The organism is Acrocarpospora pleiomorpha (genome assembly GCF_009687885.1).
Lineage (GTDB): Bacteria > Actinomycetota > Actinomycetes > Streptosporangiales > Streptosporangiaceae > Acrocarpospora > Acrocarpospora pleiomorpha.
Genome location: NZ_BLAF01000074.1, coordinates 1 through 16,765, shown reverse-complemented (window position 1 = coordinate 16,765; position 16,765 = coordinate 1). Strand labels below are relative to the sequence as shown.

Annotated in this window: 12 protein-coding genes and 1 pseudogene; 10 read left to right on the top strand and 3 right to left on the bottom strand. The window is 68.3% G+C overall.

The features are described 5' to 3' along the window. Positions 1–239 precede the first annotated feature (239 nt). The 3 genes from Aple_RS43035 to Aple_RS43025 all read left to right on the top strand — a co-directional run bounded on the left by Aple_RS43035 (position 240) and on the right by Aple_RS43025 (position 4,899). On the top strand, positions 240–2,549 hold the full coding sequence (locus tag Aple_RS43035) for a sigma-70 family RNA polymerase sigma factor (protein WP_155350552.1): 2,310 nt from the start codon (positions 240–242) through the stop codon (positions 2,547–2,549). A 137-nt stretch (positions 2,550–2,686) separates the two neighbouring features. Next, positions 2,687–4,054, top strand: a complete 1,368-nt coding sequence (locus Aple_RS43030) for an NYN domain-containing protein (RefSeq protein ID WP_155350551.1) — start codon at positions 2,687–2,689, stop codon at positions 4,052–4,054. A gap of 335 nt (positions 4,055–4,389) precedes the next feature. Next, positions 4,390–4,899 carry a DUF5946 family protein gene (locus Aple_RS43025; protein ID WP_155350550.1) on the top strand — a complete coding sequence of 170 codons (510 nt, stop codon included), beginning with the start codon at positions 4,390–4,392 and terminating at the stop codon, positions 4,897–4,899. A 934-nt stretch (positions 4,900–5,833) separates the two neighbouring features. On the opposite strand, the gene Aple_RS43020 is transcribed toward Aple_RS43025, so the two are convergent. Then, positions 5,834–6,892 carry a magnesium and cobalt transport protein CorA gene (locus tag Aple_RS43020; protein ID WP_246265210.1) on the bottom strand — a complete coding sequence of 353 codons (1,059 nt, stop codon included), beginning with the start codon at positions 6,890–6,892 and terminating at the stop codon, positions 5,834–5,836. A 365-nt stretch (positions 6,893–7,257) separates the two neighbouring features. On the opposite strand from Aple_RS43020, the gene purD reads away from it, so the two are divergent. The 5 genes and pseudogenes from purD to Aple_RS42995 form a co-directional block, all read left to right on the top strand. Next, complete coding sequence (gene purD, locus Aple_RS43015) at positions 7,258–8,502, top strand: phosphoribosylamine--glycine ligase (protein WP_155350548.1); 1,245 nt, start codon at positions 7,258–7,260, stop codon at positions 8,500–8,502. Then, a complete protein-coding gene (locus Aple_RS43010; protein ID WP_155350547.1) occupies positions 8,499–9,335 on the top strand; it encodes a phosphoribosylaminoimidazolesuccinocarboxamide synthase in 837 nt (278 codons plus the stop codon). Before purD ends, Aple_RS43010 begins: the two co-directional genes overlap by 4 nt. A gap of 101 nt (positions 9,336–9,436) precedes the next feature. Next, entirely contained in the window at positions 9,437–10,708 is a 1,272-nt protein-coding gene (gene murA, locus Aple_RS43005; RefSeq protein WP_155350546.1) for a UDP-N-acetylglucosamine 1-carboxyvinyltransferase, read from the top strand. A gap of 252 nt (positions 10,709–10,960) precedes the next feature. Continuing rightward, on the top strand, positions 10,961–12,253 hold the full coding sequence (locus Aple_RS43000; RefSeq protein WP_155350545.1) for a transcriptional regulator: 1,293 nt from the start codon (positions 10,961–10,963) through the stop codon (positions 12,251–12,253). 104 nt (positions 12,254–12,357) lie between these two features. Next, positions 12,358–13,212: pseudogene (locus Aple_RS42995) on the top strand (EamA family transporter); the annotation flags it as partial. 27 nt (positions 13,213–13,239) lie between these two features. Here Aple_RS42995 and hisC read toward each other — a convergent pair. Continuing rightward, positions 13,240–14,301, bottom strand: a complete 1,062-nt coding sequence (hisC, locus tag Aple_RS42990; RefSeq protein WP_155350544.1) for a histidinol-phosphate transaminase — start codon at positions 14,299–14,301, stop codon at positions 13,240–13,242. 81 nt (positions 14,302–14,382) lie between these two features. Further along, the gene (locus Aple_RS42985; protein WP_155350543.1) at positions 14,383–14,832 is read right to left on the bottom strand and encodes a hypothetical protein; all 450 of its coding nucleotides are present in this window, start codon (positions 14,830–14,832) and stop codon (positions 14,383–14,385) included. A 163-nt stretch (positions 14,833–14,995) separates the two neighbouring features. Between Aple_RS42985 and Aple_RS42980 the strand changes: the two genes are divergently transcribed. After that, positions 14,996–15,928 carry a CHAP domain-containing protein gene (locus Aple_RS42980; RefSeq protein WP_155350542.1) on the top strand — a complete coding sequence of 311 codons (933 nt, stop codon included), beginning with the start codon at positions 14,996–14,998 and terminating at the stop codon, positions 15,926–15,928. Positions 15,929–15,991: 63 nt separating this feature from the next. Further along, positions 15,992–16,645, top strand: a complete 654-nt coding sequence (locus Aple_RS42975; RefSeq protein WP_155350541.1) for a M15 family metallopeptidase — start codon at positions 15,992–15,994, stop codon at positions 16,643–16,645. Positions 16,646–16,765: the final 120 nt, after the last annotated feature.

Below are 16,765 nucleotides of genomic sequence, written 5' to 3'. Positions count from 1 at the left end.
GATCATCGCATCCACGGCAGGCACCCACCAATCAGCCGGAACCGCCCAGGCCACGCTGCCTGCCCGCCAAAGCGCCTCGATGCACCGCATGTCGGAAATCTCGGCATTTCTGCAGAGATTCCTTGGGTCAATCACGTCGAGTTCCCTTCCTGTCACAGGGAAAGACGGGAGTTCGGTTTAGCGATGACGCGGGTTGCGGAATTATTTGCCAGGCAACCTAAGGTAATCGTGAGGTCACATTGAGTGTTGAGGTTCGTCAAAGCGACGCCGAGTTGCTCGACGCGATCCGTGGCGGCAACGCGTCCGCCTACGGCACGCTCTACGCGCGCCACGCCGCCGCCGCCCGTTCCCTGGCCAGGCAGCTGGTCCAGAACGAGGCCGAGGTGGAGGACGTGGTCGCCGAGACCTTCACCAAGATCCTGGACCTGATCGGGCGGGGCGGCGGGCCGCAGGACGCGTTCCGGCCGTATCTGCTGACCAGCGTCCGCCGGATGATCTACGACAGGACGGCGGCCGACCGGCACAACGTCACCACCGGCGAGATCGAGCAGTTCGATCCCGGCGTGCCCTTCGTCGACCCGGCGCTGGCCGGTCTCGAGCGCTCGCTGGTGGCGCGGGCGTTCCTGTCGCTGCCGGAACGCTGGCGGATGGTGCTCTGGCACACCGAGGTGGAAAACTCCAAGGCCGCCGACATCGCGCCCCTGCTCGGCCTGTCCGCCAACGGGGTGGCCGCGCTGGCGTACCGCGCCAGGGAAGGGTTAAGACAGGCGTACCTGCAGATGCACCTGGCCACCGCGCCGCGCCAGGCCTGCCGCCCGGTCCTCGGCAAGATGGGGTCGTACGTCCGGGGAGGTCTGGCCAAACGGGAAACCCGGGTAGTGGACGACCACGTCGGCGAGTGCGCCGACTGCCGGGAGGTCTTCCTGGAGCTGACCGACGTCAACCAGGGCCTGCGCGTCATCATCGGCCCTCTGGTCGTCGGTCCGGTGCTGGCGGGCTACCTGGCCGGGCTCGGCAAGACCGGGACCGGCGTGCTGGCCGGAGCCGGCTGGTTCCGCCGGATGCCCAAGTCCCAGCAGGCCGCCGCCGCGGGAGCGGTCGCGGCGGCGGTGGCCGGGGTCGCGTTCCTGCTGGCCTCCGGCGAGGAACCGACGCCGCCGAAGCCGGTGGCGGTCGCGCCGATCCCGTCGCCGACCACGGTGGCCCCCGAGCCGGTGCCGCCGGTCGAACGCCCCCAGCCCTCCCCGATCCGCGCCGAACCGACACCGCAACCGCCGCCCACCAAACGCGTGACCCGGCCCGAACTGGTCGCCAGCATCGATCCGCTCGGCGCGCTGGTCCGCGACAAGCCCGGCATCGTCGGCATGCGCCTGCGCAACCACGGCAGCGGGCCGACCGAGGAGCTGACCGCCTCCATCCAGCTGCCGCCCGGCGTCAGCGTGCTCGCCTCCGGCGGCGGCTACGGCAACGCGGTCGATCCGGCGGGGTCCGTCGACGGCTGGACGTGCCGCACGGACGACTCCGTCCGGTGCGTACGGCAGGCGCTCCCAGCCGGGGAGACCACCGCCCTGTTCCTGCGCGTCCACGTGGCCGAGGACGCGCCCGAAGGAACCGGACCATCGCTGAGGATCCGGGCGGGGGACCTCAAGCTCAAGGCCGCTTCAGCGGCGGGCGTGCGCACGGCCGGAGCGGCGGCCAGGTTCGCCGCCGACGGCCGGGTGCTGACCCGGGTCGCGGGCAACACCCTGCTCAGCTGTCCCGCCGTGCGGCCCGGTTGCGACGACGCCCGCCACCGCGAACCGGGACGGCGGGACAACGACCTGTGGTCGATGGTCCCGCTCGACCAGGACGACGACGAGGAGACGAGCGCCTCCAGCTGGCACAAGCTGGATCTCCCTGACGACGCCCGGGTGGTGTGGGCCGGGCTGTACTGGTCCGGGTCGGGCGGCCCCGCGCGCAAGATCCTGCTGCGGGGTCCCGGCGAGGAGCAGTACACGGCGGTCCGGCCCGGGGACGTCACCAAGACGGCCATGCCGATCGGGTCTGGGTATCAGGCGTTCGCTGACGTCACACGAATCGTGCGCGAAGGCGGCCGGTGGTGGGTCGCCGACGACTCGGTGGTCCCCGGGGTGTCCCGGCACGCGGGGTGGGCGCTGGTGGTGGTGGCCGCGCAGCGGCGGCAGCCGTACAGCCAGGCGGCCGTGCTGGACACGGCCACAGTGATCAAGGAAGGCTCGCTCACCGTGCCGCTCAACGGGCTCACCCCCACGGCCTCGCCCGCCCGCCTTGACCTGGTCGTCTGGGACGGCGACGCCGACCTGGCCGGGGACACGGTCAAGCTCGGCGACACCGAGCTGCGCCCCGACGGCGGCGACCGCGACCCGGCCAACGTGTTCGACGGTTCGACCACCGGAGACTGGAACACCTTCGGTCTCGACGTGGACACCTTCCACCCGATCCTGGGCCGCGAACCGGTCCTGCGCATCGGCACCAAGCGCGACGTGCTGCTCGTCGGGGTGGCCGCGGTAAGCGTTCCCGCACGGTCGTAGGGGGAGGAAATGGCAGGACAAACTGGTACCGTCGGCGGTGGGCGCTCGGACATCAGGGCTGAATCGCCGGGATTCATCCACGCGCGTTCACCGGCATGATTACCCTGAGATGGCCACGTGAGGAAGGGCGGTGTCGCGTGGATCGCTGCGCGCTTTTCGTTGACGCTGGCTACCTGCTGGCGGATGGCGCGATGGCCGTGCATGGGACCCGCCATCGTGAGGCCGTCGCGTGGGACTATCCGGGCTTACTCCAGCTGCTCACCAGCCTGTCCAGGGAACGCACCGGGCTGCCGCTGCTGCGCTGCTACTGGTACGAGGCCACGGTCGAAGGCCGCCGCACGCCGGAGCATGACGTGCTCGCCGACATTCCCGGCCTCAAACTCCGCCTCGGCCGGATCCGGCCCGGGCGCCGCGAAGGTGTGGACGCCCAGGTGCACCGCGACCTGATGACGCTGGCCCGCAACAACGCGGTCGCCGACGCGGTCGTGGTCAGTGGCGACGAGGATCTCGCCCAGGTGGTCAGCGACGCGCAGGATCTCGGCATCCGGGTCACCGTCATCCACATCACCTCGGACGGCAGTTGGGCGGTCTCCCGGACGCTCCGCCAGGAGTGCGACGACCTCATCGAGATCGGCGGCGGCCATCTCCGGCCGTACGTGAATCTGGTCACCGGGGTCGACACCCAGGTCAACGGGAACGGCCAGCCCCGGAGCAACGGCGCGGCCAACGGTTCCGCGTCGCCCAGCGGAGCCCCTTCGCTGGCCCCCTTCCCGGCGCCGGCCCAGCCGCAGACACCCGCACCAGCCCCCGCACCGCCACCGGCGCCCGCACCGCAGCCGAGCCAGCCGACCCCGCCCCCGTCGCATGCCCGGCCCGCGCCCGCCGCGCAACCGTCCTACAACTACCCACCGGAGCCCCAGGCCGCGCCACCGCCGCCACCCCCCGCTCCCACTCCGGTTCCGGCTCCGGTGGCTCAGACGCAGTACACCCCGCCGGGAAACAGCATCACGCCGTACCGCGAATCTCCCACCGGGAGCCACAGCGCGCCCGGCAACAGCCTGACCCAGTATCGGGAAAGCAGCACCGGCAACCACAGCGCCCCAGGAAACGCGGTCGCCCAGTACCGCGACACCCCCAGCAGCGCGCCCGCCAACCCGGTCAGCCACTACCGCGACACCAACACCGGCAGCTTCCCCGCCACGCAATTAGGCCCCTACACCGGCCCCCAGCCCTCCCCCATCAACCACAGCGCCGGCACCACCACCCTCGCAGAAGCCGTCAAAGCCGCCCACAAAGAGGGCCACGACTTCGGCGACTCCATCGCCCGCGACGCCCCCGCCCTCTGGCTCGAAGCCGTCCTGGCCCGCAAACCCCGGATGCCCTCCGACCTAGAAGCCAGGCTCCTCCAGGGCTCCTCCCTCCCCATCGACTTCCTCCTCCACGACGAGGTCCGCCACGCCCTCCGCCGCGGCTTCTGGGACGCCCTAGAACGCGCCCGCCGCTAGCCCCGTTCCGCACGTCGAGCTGGCCGCGATCGAGGCGTTCGGCATTGAGGTGACTGTGGCTGGCGGGCAGCGCGCTGGCATGGGCCGAGGTCCTGGCCGACCTCACGCCGGCCGAACGCGCCACAATCGTGCGAACGATGCGTGCCTACGAGACCGCCTTGGGCAAGCGGATGCACGGCTGAGCCAAAGATCACGCATGTGCGGAAACGGGGTACTCCAGCCGCACTTCGTGGTCTGCCAGGTCTCAGGGCCTACAGGACCATGGCCCGGTAGGACATGAGACGGCGCCGAAATCCTGTCGACAGGGCTGTGGCCGGCCACCTATGTTGCAGACCATGGCAGATGGCCCCAACATGGACCAGTGCGACTGCGGTGCAATTGCCGGCCCGCTGGGCGTGTGCGTGGACTACTACCACGGAATCCTAGCTGAAGAGCAGGCCGATCCTCGGATGGGCAGATGGCACGCGCCTGTGGTCTGCGCATATCTCCTGCAGCATCCTTCCAGAGCTCATGAGAAGTACCTCGACGGTCAGTTCCGCCTGCTGCAGCTCTACCTGGACAAGGGCCTTGACGCGCTGCTTCGTGTAGCGGCTCATCAGGTGGCACGGAACAAGCACGGGGCACGGTCGAGCTACGACATGGCGCCATTGGCGGCATACACGCCGCTCCCGCCGGGCGGATCTCCCAGTCACTTCCGCGCTACGTTCAGCGGATTGCCGTTCAGGGAGGGCAGCTTCGTGTCTGATGGGCATCTGGCATACGGACACCGCATCGAAACCATTGCCGAAGCGACTGTGGAGTCCTGGAGATCTGTCCGGGCGACCCAGGAGTCCCAGGGCAGGTAGAGCTCCCGGTCCAGCATCGCCCGGCCACGGCTGGAGACGTAGCCGAGAAACACCCCGACTCCGGCGACTACCGCGCCGCCCGCCGCCTCGCCGAACACCTGACCGAGCAGGGCCGAACCGCCGAAGCGATCACCGTACTCAGCGCCCCCGCCGCATCCGGCAACTCCGACGCCGCCTGGCGCCTGGCCCAACTCCTAGCCGGCGACGGCAAACTCGACGAACTCCGCACCATGGCCGACAACGGCAGCGACTACGCCGGTTGGCTCCTGGTAACAAAACTCACCGACGCGGAAGACTGGCCCAACTCCGCCTCCTTGCCCAAGCCACGGGGCCCTACACTCCGTACGCCACCGAACAACTGACTGCCCGGGAACGAGAGATTGGCGCGAGCATACCCCCCCGAGATGCCAGGCAGCTCAACGACGTAATCGACGATCACCGGCACGTCATCCGGCAGATCCAGGACGAAGTGCTTGACGGCTTCGACCTCTTCTTCGAGTTCTGCCAGCGTTTGCCCGGATACGCCGCAGGCAATGGGAGCGCCGACGGGATCGGCTCACCAGACCATGGCGCCCGTGTCGAGAGCCTTTTCACGGGTGATCTTGAATTGGATACGAGGTGTGGTCACAGCAGCCAGTCCTTCCCGAACACGGGCTCACGACGTAGAGCGGAACCAACACATCGTGTCGATATTCTTACTTTGTGTTAGCTGCCTATCAAGGTATCCGAGATCGGATCTACCTGACGTTTCGTGTCAGCCGAGAATTCGCCCTCGATGTTGACGCTTGCGTCTGGTACGCCAGCCCTGTGGACGCTCCCATCCGATCGGGGGTCTCGGGGGAGACCCTCGCGGAATTGGTGGCAGGTGTTGAAGCGGTCAAGCGCTTCGTCCTTGGCGTCCCAGACGATGTGGAGATTGTCGTCAAGTACGAGTTCAGAGCCAGCCGTTGCGGCGGAAGGCGCGGTGGAGCAAGGTGCAGGCGATGATCATGACGGAGAGGACGGCTGGGTAGCCCCAGACCTCGTGGGTTTCTGGCATGTGGTCGAAGTTCATGCCGTAGATGCCGGCGATCATGGTGGGGACGGCGAGGATGGCGACCCAGGAGGAGATTTTGCGCATGTCCTCGTTGGCGAGGGCGTTGGTGCGGGCCAGGGCCGCCTGCAGGATGGAGTCGGAGAGTTCGTTGGAGGACTGCACCTGCTCGCAGACGCGGGAGAGGTGGTCGCCGACGTCGCGGAAGTATTCGCGCATCTCTGAGGGGATCATGCGGCGCTGCGGGAGGGCGTTGAAGGGCGCCAGCAGCGGGGCGACGGCGCGCTTGAGTTCCAGCATCTCGCGCTTGAGCTGGTAGATGCGGTTGATGTCGCGGGAGCTGACCTCGGCGAAGACGGCGGCTTCGACGTCTTCGAGTTCGGCCTGCATCTGGTCGGCGACGTAGAGGTACTTGTCGACGACGTAGTCGGCGATGGCGTGCAGCACGCCGGTGGGGCCGCGGTTGAGGAGCTTGGGCTTGTCCTCGAGCTTCTCGCGGACGTCGGCGAGCGGGCTGTGCGCGCCGTGCCGGACGGTGACGACGAAGTCTGGGCCGACGAAGACCATGATCTCGCCGGTGGCGATGATCTCGCTGCTCGCGGACTTGGCCTCGGGGTCGACGAAGGCGACCGTCTTGAGCACCACGAAGAGGGAGTCGCCGTAGCGCTCGACCTTGGGGCGCTGGTGGGCCTTGATGGCGTCTTCGACGGCGAGCGGGTGCAGGCCGAAGGTCTCCGCCAGCCACTCGACCTCGGGAGCGTCGGGCTCGTAGAGGCCGACCCACACGTAAGCCGTGGGCTGGGGGCTGTCGTGGTTGTGCTCGCGGACGAGCCGCACCGCGTCGGCGATGTCGTCGGCGGCGACCTTCTTGCCCGCGATGTACGCGCCGAATTCGATCAACGAACTGATCGAGCTCGCGCGGGGAAACTTCTTGTCGGGCAGCGGCGTGTCAGTACGCACGACGGCACGGGTGATTCTCGGGAAAAGCATAGAGGAGCGCATGGCGGTCCCTTCCCGCCCGACTCAGCACGTTCCACGCGAAAAACGAAGTCACCCCTTGGAGGGCGTGGACGTGCTCTCGGGCACCTGATTGGAATGGTCGGGTTTGCGCACGTCGTACGTGCGCCTGCACGTACTGACAGGATCACCAGGATTCACCCGGACCACCTCCAATCACCAAGAGACACCATAGGCGGGTCAAAAGTAACACATGACCGCAGCCTCCTCCCAGGATACTTCCAGCTTCACCAGCTGATCACGCAGGACCTGCCAAAAAAGGGACGTGGATCCTGGCTGTCCTGACCGATCCCCTAGGCTTACTTCACGTGCGCGTTCTCGTCGTTGGATCCGGTGGCCGTGAGCATGCCCTGTGCCGTGGCCTGAAGCTCGACTCGTCCGTCTCGGCGGTGCACTGCGCGCCGGGCAACGCGGGGATCGCGGAGATCGCGACCCGGCACGAGGTGGTTCCCACCGACAGCGAGGCCGTCGTCGCGCTGGCCGTGCGACTGGGCGTGGATCTGGTCGTGATCGGGCCGGAGGCGCCGCTGGTGGCGGGTGTCGCGGATGCCGTGCGGGAGCGGGGGATCCCCTGCTTCGGGCCGTCGGCGGCGGCGGCCAGGATCGAGGGGTCCAAGAGTTTCGCCAAGCACATCATGGACGCGGCGGGGGTGCCGACCGGGCGTTCGTTCACGTGCACGACGCCGGAGCAGGTGGTGGCGGCGCTGGAGGAGTTCGGCCCGCCGTATGTGGTGAAGGATGACGGGCTGGCGGCCGGGAAGGGCGTCGTCGTCACCCGGGACCGGGAGGCGGCGCTGGCGCACGCGGCTGCGTGCGAGCGGGTCGTGGTGGAGGAATTCCTGGACGGGCCCGAGGTGTCGCTGTTCGCGCTGTGTGACGGGGAGAGCGCGGTGGCGTTGCCGCCGGCGCAGGATTTCAAGCGGGCCTACGACGGGGACGAGGGGCCCAACACGGGCGGCATGGGGGCGTACACGCCGCTGCCGTGGGCGCCGGCGGGGCTCACCGAGCGGATCATGGCCGAGGTGGTGCTGCCGACGGTCGCGGAGTTGGGGCGGCGGGGCATTCCGTACACCGGAGTGTTGTACGCGGGGCTGGCGTTGACCGCGAACGGCCCTCGGGTCATCGAGTTCAACGCACGTTTCGGCGACCCGGAAACCCAAGTGGTGTTAGATCGACTGGAGACACCGCTGGGGCAGTTGTTGCTGGCGTGTGCCACTGGGGCGTTGGCCGGTCAGAAGCCACTTACCTCCCGGGAAGGCGCGGCGGTTACCGTGGTCGTGGCGGCCGAGAACTACCCGGACAATCCGGTAAAAGGCGACGTCATCGCCGGGTTGGAGCCCCAAGTCGAGGGCGCGTACGTGCTGCACGCGGGCACCGAACGGCGCGACGGGGAGATCGTCTCCAACGGCGGGCGGGTGCTCAACGTCGTGGGCACCGGCGCGGACCTCGCGCAGGCCCGCGCGAAGGCGTATGAGGCGGTGGCGCACATCCGCCTGCGCGGTGCCTTCCACCGCACCGACATCGCTGCTCCTACCTGGGAAAACAGCCCATGAAGCACGTGCACTCCGGCAAGGTCAGAGATCTCTACGAGACCGCTGACGGCCAGCTGCTGATGGTCGCCTCGGACCGCATTTCCGCGTTCGACCACGTCCTCGAACCCGACATCCCAGACAAGGGTTCCATCCTCACGCAGCTGTCGCTCTGGTGGTTCGAACAGCTCGAGGATCTGGTGCCCAACCATGTGGTCGGCAGGGGCCCTGACCTGCGAAGTGTTCTGTGCCGCAGGCTCACCATGGTGCCCGTGGAATGTGTGGCACGCGGCTATCTGACCGGCTCGGGATTGATCGACTACCGCCGTACGGGAATGGTCTCCGGAGTCGTGCTTCCCGAGGGTCTGGAGGACGGTTCGCGGCTCCCCGAACCCATCTTCACCCCCTCCACCAAGGCTCCGATGGGGCAGCACGACGAGCCCATGACGTACCAGCAGGTGGTCCAAGAAGTAGGCTCTGACGTGGCAGAACAGCTCCGGGAGGTCACGCTCGCCGTGTACCGGAGAGGCGCCGAGATGGCCCTGGAACGCGGCATCATCCTGGCCGACACGAAGATCGAACTTGGTTGGGACGCGGACGGCGTGCTGACCCTCGGCGATGAGGTACTGACTCCGGATTCATCCCGGTTCTGGCCGAAAGATACCTGGTCACCGGGCCGCAGCCAGGAATCCTTCGACAAACAGTTCGTCCGCGACTGGCTCACGTCCCCGGCGTCCGGCTGGGACCGCGCCACCGGCACTCCGCCGCCCCGACTCCCCGGCGAGATTGTCGAACGTACACGCGAACGTTATGTGGAGGCCTATCAGCGGTTGACCGGAACCACCTTCACCGGGTAGTTCCCCCGCGAATCGCCCTTCCTAGCGGCTACTGTGGCCCGATACCCGGCTACCGCACCAGCCGCCTCTTCCTCCACACCCCCACCTGAGGAGTCCATTTCATGGTCCGTTACCGCGTTCGCGGTGGCAACGTACTGCGTGGAACCGCCTTCGTCCAGGGCGCGAAGAACGCCGTGCTGCCCATGATCGGGGCTGCGCTGCTCGCGTCCGAGGGCCGCACCGTGCTGCGCAACGTGCCCGCGATCGAAGACGTGCGGCGAGCGACGGAGCTCGCCGAGGCCATCGGTGCCAAGGTGCAGTTCCACGAGTCCGAGCGCACCCTGGTGATCGACGCATCGCGACTGACCAGCCCTGTCCTCCCGGCCGAGATCGCGCGCAGGTTCCGCGGTTCGGTCCTGTTCGTCCCGGCTCTGCTGCATCGACTGGGCGAGGCGGTGATCGAGGGTGTCGGGGGATGCAACCTCGGGAGCCGCAACCTCGACTTCCACTACAACGGCTACAAGCGCCTGGGCGCCATCGTCAACGAGGACGACAGCGTCATCCACATCAAGGCGGCCGGGCTGACCGGCGCGCCCCTCTACCTGGACACTCCCTCGCACACCGGCACCGAGAACCTGGTCATGGCCGCGGCGCTGGCCACCGGCACCACGGTGATCGAGAACGCGGCGCTGGAGCCCGAGGTCCTGGACGTCATCCACATGCTGACCCGGATGGGCGCCCGCATCCGCGGCGCCGGCACCGGTTTTCTCACCGTCGAGGGCGTGAACGAGCTGACCGCGGTCGAGCACACGGTCATGCCGGACCGGCTCGACGCGGGCGTGTTCATGATCGCCGCCGCACTCACCGGCGGCTCGGTCAACCTGGTCGGCGGCTCGCTTGAGCACCTCGGCGTGGCCCGCTGGAAGCTGGAGCAGATGGGCGTCGCGTTCGAGGACGAGGGCGCGGTGCTGCAGGTGAGCCGGGCCGAACCCATCCGGCCGATCAATGTAATCACCGACACCTATCCCGGTTTCGCCACCGATCTGCAGAACCCGCTGATGACGCTGGCCTGCCTGGCGGGCGGCACCAGCTACATTCACGAGCGTATCTTCGACGGCCGTTTCGCGCTGGCGGGCGAACTCAACAAGATGGGCGCCAACATCTCGGTGGCCGAGAACCGCGCAGTCGTGCACGGTCCGGCTAAATTGCGAGGAACGCGCGTCACGGCTCATGATCTGCGTTCTGGAATCGCACTTGTGCTGGCCGGTCTGGTCGCCGAGGGCGAGACGACAATCGACACCGGCTATCTCATCGATCGTGGCCACGCCGATCTCGCCCCGCGCATGCAGGCGCTCGGCGCGGATGTGGAACGCGAGATTTCCCGTTCCGAGTAATCCGCGTCCATAAAGGCCCTGACCAGGCCAAACACCGTTGGTAATCCCCGCTGTTGCCATCTCAGATGGGTATTCCGGAAAATCCGGGCGTGACATTACGGCCGTTGCGAGCGATCGTTCCAAAGAGAAGCTTCCCAGGAGCGGTTTCCGGAGCTTTCCGGGGAAGCGAAACCAACGAAGGCGCGCGGGATGGGACGAACATTGGTCGAGCGCACGGAAGAGTCTCCACGCGGATCGCGGGTGGGGGCCGGGATGGGCGCTGGGACGCCGGACCTCACCATCGGTGTGGTGGGGCCCCACGACCTCGTCGAGCGGGTGATGCTCATGGGCCACTCGGCGGCACCGGTGCCCTGTCGCCTGGTGGCCGCTGCCTATCGCGACGAACAGGAGGCCTCAGACAAAGTAACCAGACTCGGTGGCGTGGACGCCTGCCTCTTCGCCAGCCCGATTCCCTACGAACTGGCCCGGCGGTCCGGCGTACTGACCATGCCGGCCACGCACGTGCAGCTCGGCGGCGCCGCGCTGACCGCGGCGATCGCACGGGCCGCACTGGACGACCGCATCGACCCCCGGCGGGTGAGCGTGGACGTGCTCAACCGCTCGGAGATCGATGAGGCCTATGCCGATCTGGGACTGTCCGCGGCGGAGGTGCACAGCCGGGACGAACCCGGCGCCACCGGCACCATCGCGGCGTTCCACGAGCGGCTGGTCCGGCAGGGGGCCTCAACCGGCGCGCTGACCTGCATTCCCGGGGTCGCGGACCGGCTGACGGCCGCGGGCATACCCGCGGTCAGGATCCGGCCGACCTCGGCCGCGGTCAGGACCGCGTTACACACGGCCGCGCTGCTCGGCGCGCACCACCGGCTCGAAGAGTCGCAGCTCACCGTCATCCTGGTCGAGGTGCCGACGCTGCGGGAACCGGTGCGCAGGGCGGCACCGCGGTACTGGCGGGACGAGCTGCGCCTGTCGCTGCATCGCCTGCTGGTGCAGGAGGCCAACCGGATCAACGCGAGCGTGTGGCCGATCGACGACCACAGCTATCTCGTGGTCGCCACCCGGGGCTCGATCGCCGGGGCGACGGACGGCTTCCGCGTGTTGCCGTTCGCCGCGCGGATCCGGGACGAGCTCGGCCTGGCGGTCGAGGTGGGGGTCGGCATGGGCCGTACGACCCATGACGCGGAGACCCACGCCAGAGCCGCGCTGGCCAGGACCCAGGCGGGCAAGCAGGCGCAGGGGTTCGCGGTGGACCGGGAGGGACGGGCGCTCGTCCCGCCGCCCCGGATGCCACCGCAGTCGGCGGGCCCGGTCAAGCCCAAAGGGGTGGAGGTGCTCGCCCGGCTGGCCGCCAAGCTGGAGGGCGGGGACACGGTCGTGGACGCGGAAGGGGCCGGGAAGATGCTCGGCGTCACGCCGCGTACGGCTCGGCGGTTGTTGCGCACGCTGGTCGACGAGGGACTAGCGTGGCCGCTTCCGCCGAATCGCACACCGCAGCCGGGCCGCCCCCGGCAGCTGTACCGGCTGATCGTCGAGAAGCTCAACCGGTAGTACGGCTCAACCGGTAGTACGGATCGGGTGGGCATGTCGTGGGGACGTGCCCACCCGACCCCGACGTCAGGAAATGTCGGAGTTCATCGCTATTGTCATGAGCCATGGGCCAGGACACTCGTGACATCCGCGTGTGGATCGCGCTTGTCACCGTTTATGTGGTGTGGGGATCGACGTATCTCGGCATCGCCATCGCCATCGAGACCATGCCGCCGATGCTCAGCGGCGGGCTGCGATTCATCACGGCCGCGCTGATCCTCGGCACGTTCCTGCTGGTACGGCACGGCAGGCGCCCCTTCCGCATGACCTGGCGGGAGTTAGGCGGCGCCGTGCTGGCCGGCCTGCTCCTGCTGACCTTCGGCAACGGCATGGTCGCCGTGTCCGAGCAGTACATCTCCACCGGTCTGGCCGCGCTCCTGGTGGCCTCCACACCCCTATGGCTGATCGTCCTGCGGGTGGTTTTCCGTGATCGTCCGCCGGTGCTGACCCTAACCGGGGTTCTGGTCGGATTCGTTGGGGTTGCCGTTCTGTCGCTGAACGGTGGCGGATCGGGGTCAGCCACCGGGGTCGTGGTGATCCTGTTCGCCACGATCTCGTGGGCGATCGGATCGTTCCTGACCGCGCGGATCCCGATGCCGAAGAACGTCTTCATGGCGAGCACGGTCGAGATGGCCGCCGGCGGGGCCGGGCTGCTGCTGATCGGGACCGGCTCCGGGGAGCACCTGGTGATCGCGGACGTCTCCGCGCGGTCCTGGCTGGCGCTGGGCTACCTGATCCTGGTGGGGTCGCTGGTCGGGTTCACCTCGTATGTCTGGCTGCTCGGCAACGCGCCGATCTCGCTGGTGTCCACCTATGCGTACGTGAACCCGGTGGTGGCCGTCATCCTCGGCGTGCTCGTGCTGAGCGAAGGGGTGACCGTGCCGATGGTGGCCGCCGGGCTGGTGATCGTGGCCGGGGTCGCGCTGGTGGTGTCCACCGAGCGGCGCTCACGCGCTCCGGAAGGCCGCGGCGGCGGCGAGGAAGGCGTCGTTGGCCTCGCGGTCGCCGATGGAGACGCGGGCGCCCTCGGTGCCGAACGGCCGCACGGCGACTCCGGCGGCGGCGCAGGTCTCGGCGAAGGCGGGGGTGTCGGCGGCGAGGCGGAGCCAGACGAAGTTGGCCTCGCTCTGCGGAACAGCCCAGCCCTGGGCGATTAGCGCGTCTCGCACCCGGGTCCGCTCGGCGACCACGGTCTCCACCCGGGCCAGCAGCTCCTCCTCGGCCTGGAGCGAGGCCACGGCGGCGGCCTGGGCGAGGTGGTTGACGGCGAACGGCACCATCGCCTTGCGCACGGCCGCGGCGACCGGCTCCTGCCCGATCAGGTAGCCGACCCGCAGGCCGGCCAAGCCGTACGCCTTGGAGAACGTGCGCAGGACGGCCACGTTCGGGCGGTCGCGGTAGATCGTCAGACCGTCGGGCACCTCGGCGTCGCGGACATACTCCCGGTAGGCCTCGTCCAGGATGACCAGGACGTGCTCGGGGACGCGGTCCAGGAAACGTTTGAGGTCGCCGGACCGGTTGACCGTGCCGGTCGGGTTGTTCGGGTTGCAGACGAAGATCATGCGGGTGTTCTGGGTGATCGCGTCGGCCATCGCGTCCAGGTCGTGCGTCTCGTCCCTGAGCGGGACGCGGACGGAGGTGACCCCGGCCAGGTCGGCCAGGAGCGGGTAGGCCTCGAACGAGCGCCAGGCGTAGATCACTTCGGCGCCGGGGTCGCCGACGGTCTCGAACAGCTGCTGGGCCACGGTGACCGAGCCCGCGCCGAGGGCGATGTGCTCGTGCGGCACGCCGTACCGCACGGAAAGGGCTTCGGTCAGCTGGAGGGCGGCCGGGTCAGGGTAGCGGTGGATCTGGGTGGCCGCCTCCGCGATCGCGCGGACCACGCTGGGGAGCGGCGGTTCGGGCGACTCGTTGGAGGAGAGCTTGAAGGACCGGCCGTCCGGCGCGACGACGGACTGGCCCGCCTTGTAGGCCACCATGGTGTCGAAGACGGCGCGGAACTTCGGCATTGCGTACCCCTTGAGAATGCGGTGTATGCCCACCTTAACGGGTGAACCCGGCCCTCGATCGAGGGCCGGGAAGCACCACTTCTACCACCAGGGGCCGCAGACGGAGTACGCGCCGGTGACGCGACCGCAGGCGCGGAACACCCGGCTGGCCGAGCTGCTGGTGGCGTAACCCCGGGTGTAGGGGACGCCGCCGTCGGCGTCCACCAGGTAGGGGCCGCACTGGGTCCAGCTGGCGCCGCCGTTGTTGCTGACGTCCATCCAGACACCGTCGCCCTTCTTGGTGGTGCCGGTGATGCGCGCCCAGCCGATCTGCTGACCGTTGAGCGTGCCCTTCCTGAGTTCGACATAGGTGCCGAAGCGGCCGGCGTCCTGGCGGTAGACCGTGCTCGTGCCGGTGGCGCTGCCCGGGTTCGGCCACGAGGCGCAGTCGGCCTGCGTCGCGCTCGCGGCCGAGCCCCCGACGGACACGATCGCGGCGGCGGCGAACACGGCTCCGACGGCCAGAGCCCCCTTGCGGCTGGTGATCTTCATGGGATCCTCCTCAGTCGTTTCTGGCTGACGTTGAGGAGCTTCCGACCTGTTGCTCCAGATCTGCTTCAGGTGGGGCTGAGAGGGGCTTATAGCGGCTCTGGAGGCTATTTGAAGCGGGGCGGTGGAGAGTCCGGAGCATCGAACCGCACCCAAGGGGGATCCGATGGCACTCAGGCAGCTCATCAGCGGCGCCGCCACCGCACTCGTCGCGGCCGCCGGACTTGTCACGATCGCGGCTCCAGCGTCCGCGGCCGTCACCCGCGCGCAGATCGTGTCCGTGGCACAGACCGAACTCAACAACGCTTCACGCAACTACGGCGCGGGTCCGCAGGGTCAGTGGGGCGTGTGTAACTACTACACCGGATATTTCAGGACTTGGAAGCCGGCGACGTCGGCCTGTCCGACCACCGATGGTGTTCGCTGGCGGGAAAGTGACTGGTGCGCGGACTTCGCGAAGTATGTCTGGAAGAACGCCGGGGTCACCTACGCCAACATCGCGGAGGGCAGCGGGGGCGTCCTCACCGGCGTCGCGTCCTCGTTCAAGGACTACGGCACGACGTACGGGACATGGCACACGCGGAGCAGCGGGTACACGCCGCAGCCCGGGGACGCGGTCGTGTTCGACTGGGAAGGCGACGGGGTGATCAACCACGTCGGGATCGTGAGCTCCGCCAACGCGAGCACCGTGTACACGATCGAGGGCAACAGCGGCAGCCCGAGCATGACCCGGGCGCGCAGCTACACCCGTTCCTCGGCCAGCATCGTCGGCTACAGCGCGCCCGTCGGGGTGGGGTCCACGCCCACGCAGCCGCCGGCGCCCGGGAAGTACTGGGTCGACACCTTCGCCGCGGCGGCAGGGTACTCCACGCCCGGCGGGACCAGGACCGGGACGCTGAACGCGGGCACGAACTATGTGTACTGCAAGGTGTGGGGGCCGATCGTGCAGGTCAGCGGGGCCTACAACCACTGGTGGCTGCGGACCGACCTGGACAGCGGCAGCCCGTGGCAGAACCAGTACGTGTCCGCCTACTACCTCTCGCGGTGGGGCAACGACGAAGCCAAGGACAACAGCGGAGTGGTGATTCCTGACTGCTAGACCCCATCTCAGCCGGTGGGCGTTCCGACGCCCACCGGCGCTTATCCATGTACGGAGGGACTCATGCGAGAGATCATCCTCATGTCCGACCCGAGAGTCGCGTCGATGCCGGTGGAGGAGTGCGGCGAACCGCTGGTGGATGTGCGCGATATCGCTGGTGTACGGATCGACGATCGGCTGGCTGATAAGGCGGGCGCTTATACGAGGCTCAGACAAGGGGTTGCCGAACGCGTCGCGACCGCGCAAGGGCGGTTGCCTGTCGGGCTCCGGTTATTGGTCGTGGAGGCGTATCGGCCGTTGTGGCTTCAGGTTCAGTACTTCGATGAGTACGCGGCGGAGCTCCGGGAAAGTAATCCTGACTGGCCGGAGGATTACGTTTTCGTGCAAGCCTCTCGGTCCCTGGCCCCGCCTGCGGTCGGACCGCATGTCTGCGGGGGCGCGATCGACCTCACCCTCTGCACCGATGACGGCACCGAACTTCCCATGGGTACCGAAGTCAACGCCAGTCCTGAGGAAAGTGCCAATGCCTGCTACACCAATGCGCCTGATCTCACGCCTGCCGCGCGCGAGAACCGCACCATTCTGACCGCCACCCTCACGGCCGCGGGTCTCGTCAACTATCCGACCGAGTGGTGGCATTGGTCGTATGGCGATCGCTATTGGGCTACTTTGTCTGGCGCGAAGGCGGCCCTTTATGCGCCGGTCGAGTGGCCGTGAACTCGCAATCAATTGCACACGGGGTTCTCCCACCGCATCATGGCGGCCGCTGCCCATGGGGAACCACGGGGATGACGGGGCCGGGCGGAGCCCGGAGGAAATCAAAAGGGTGGGTGGGTG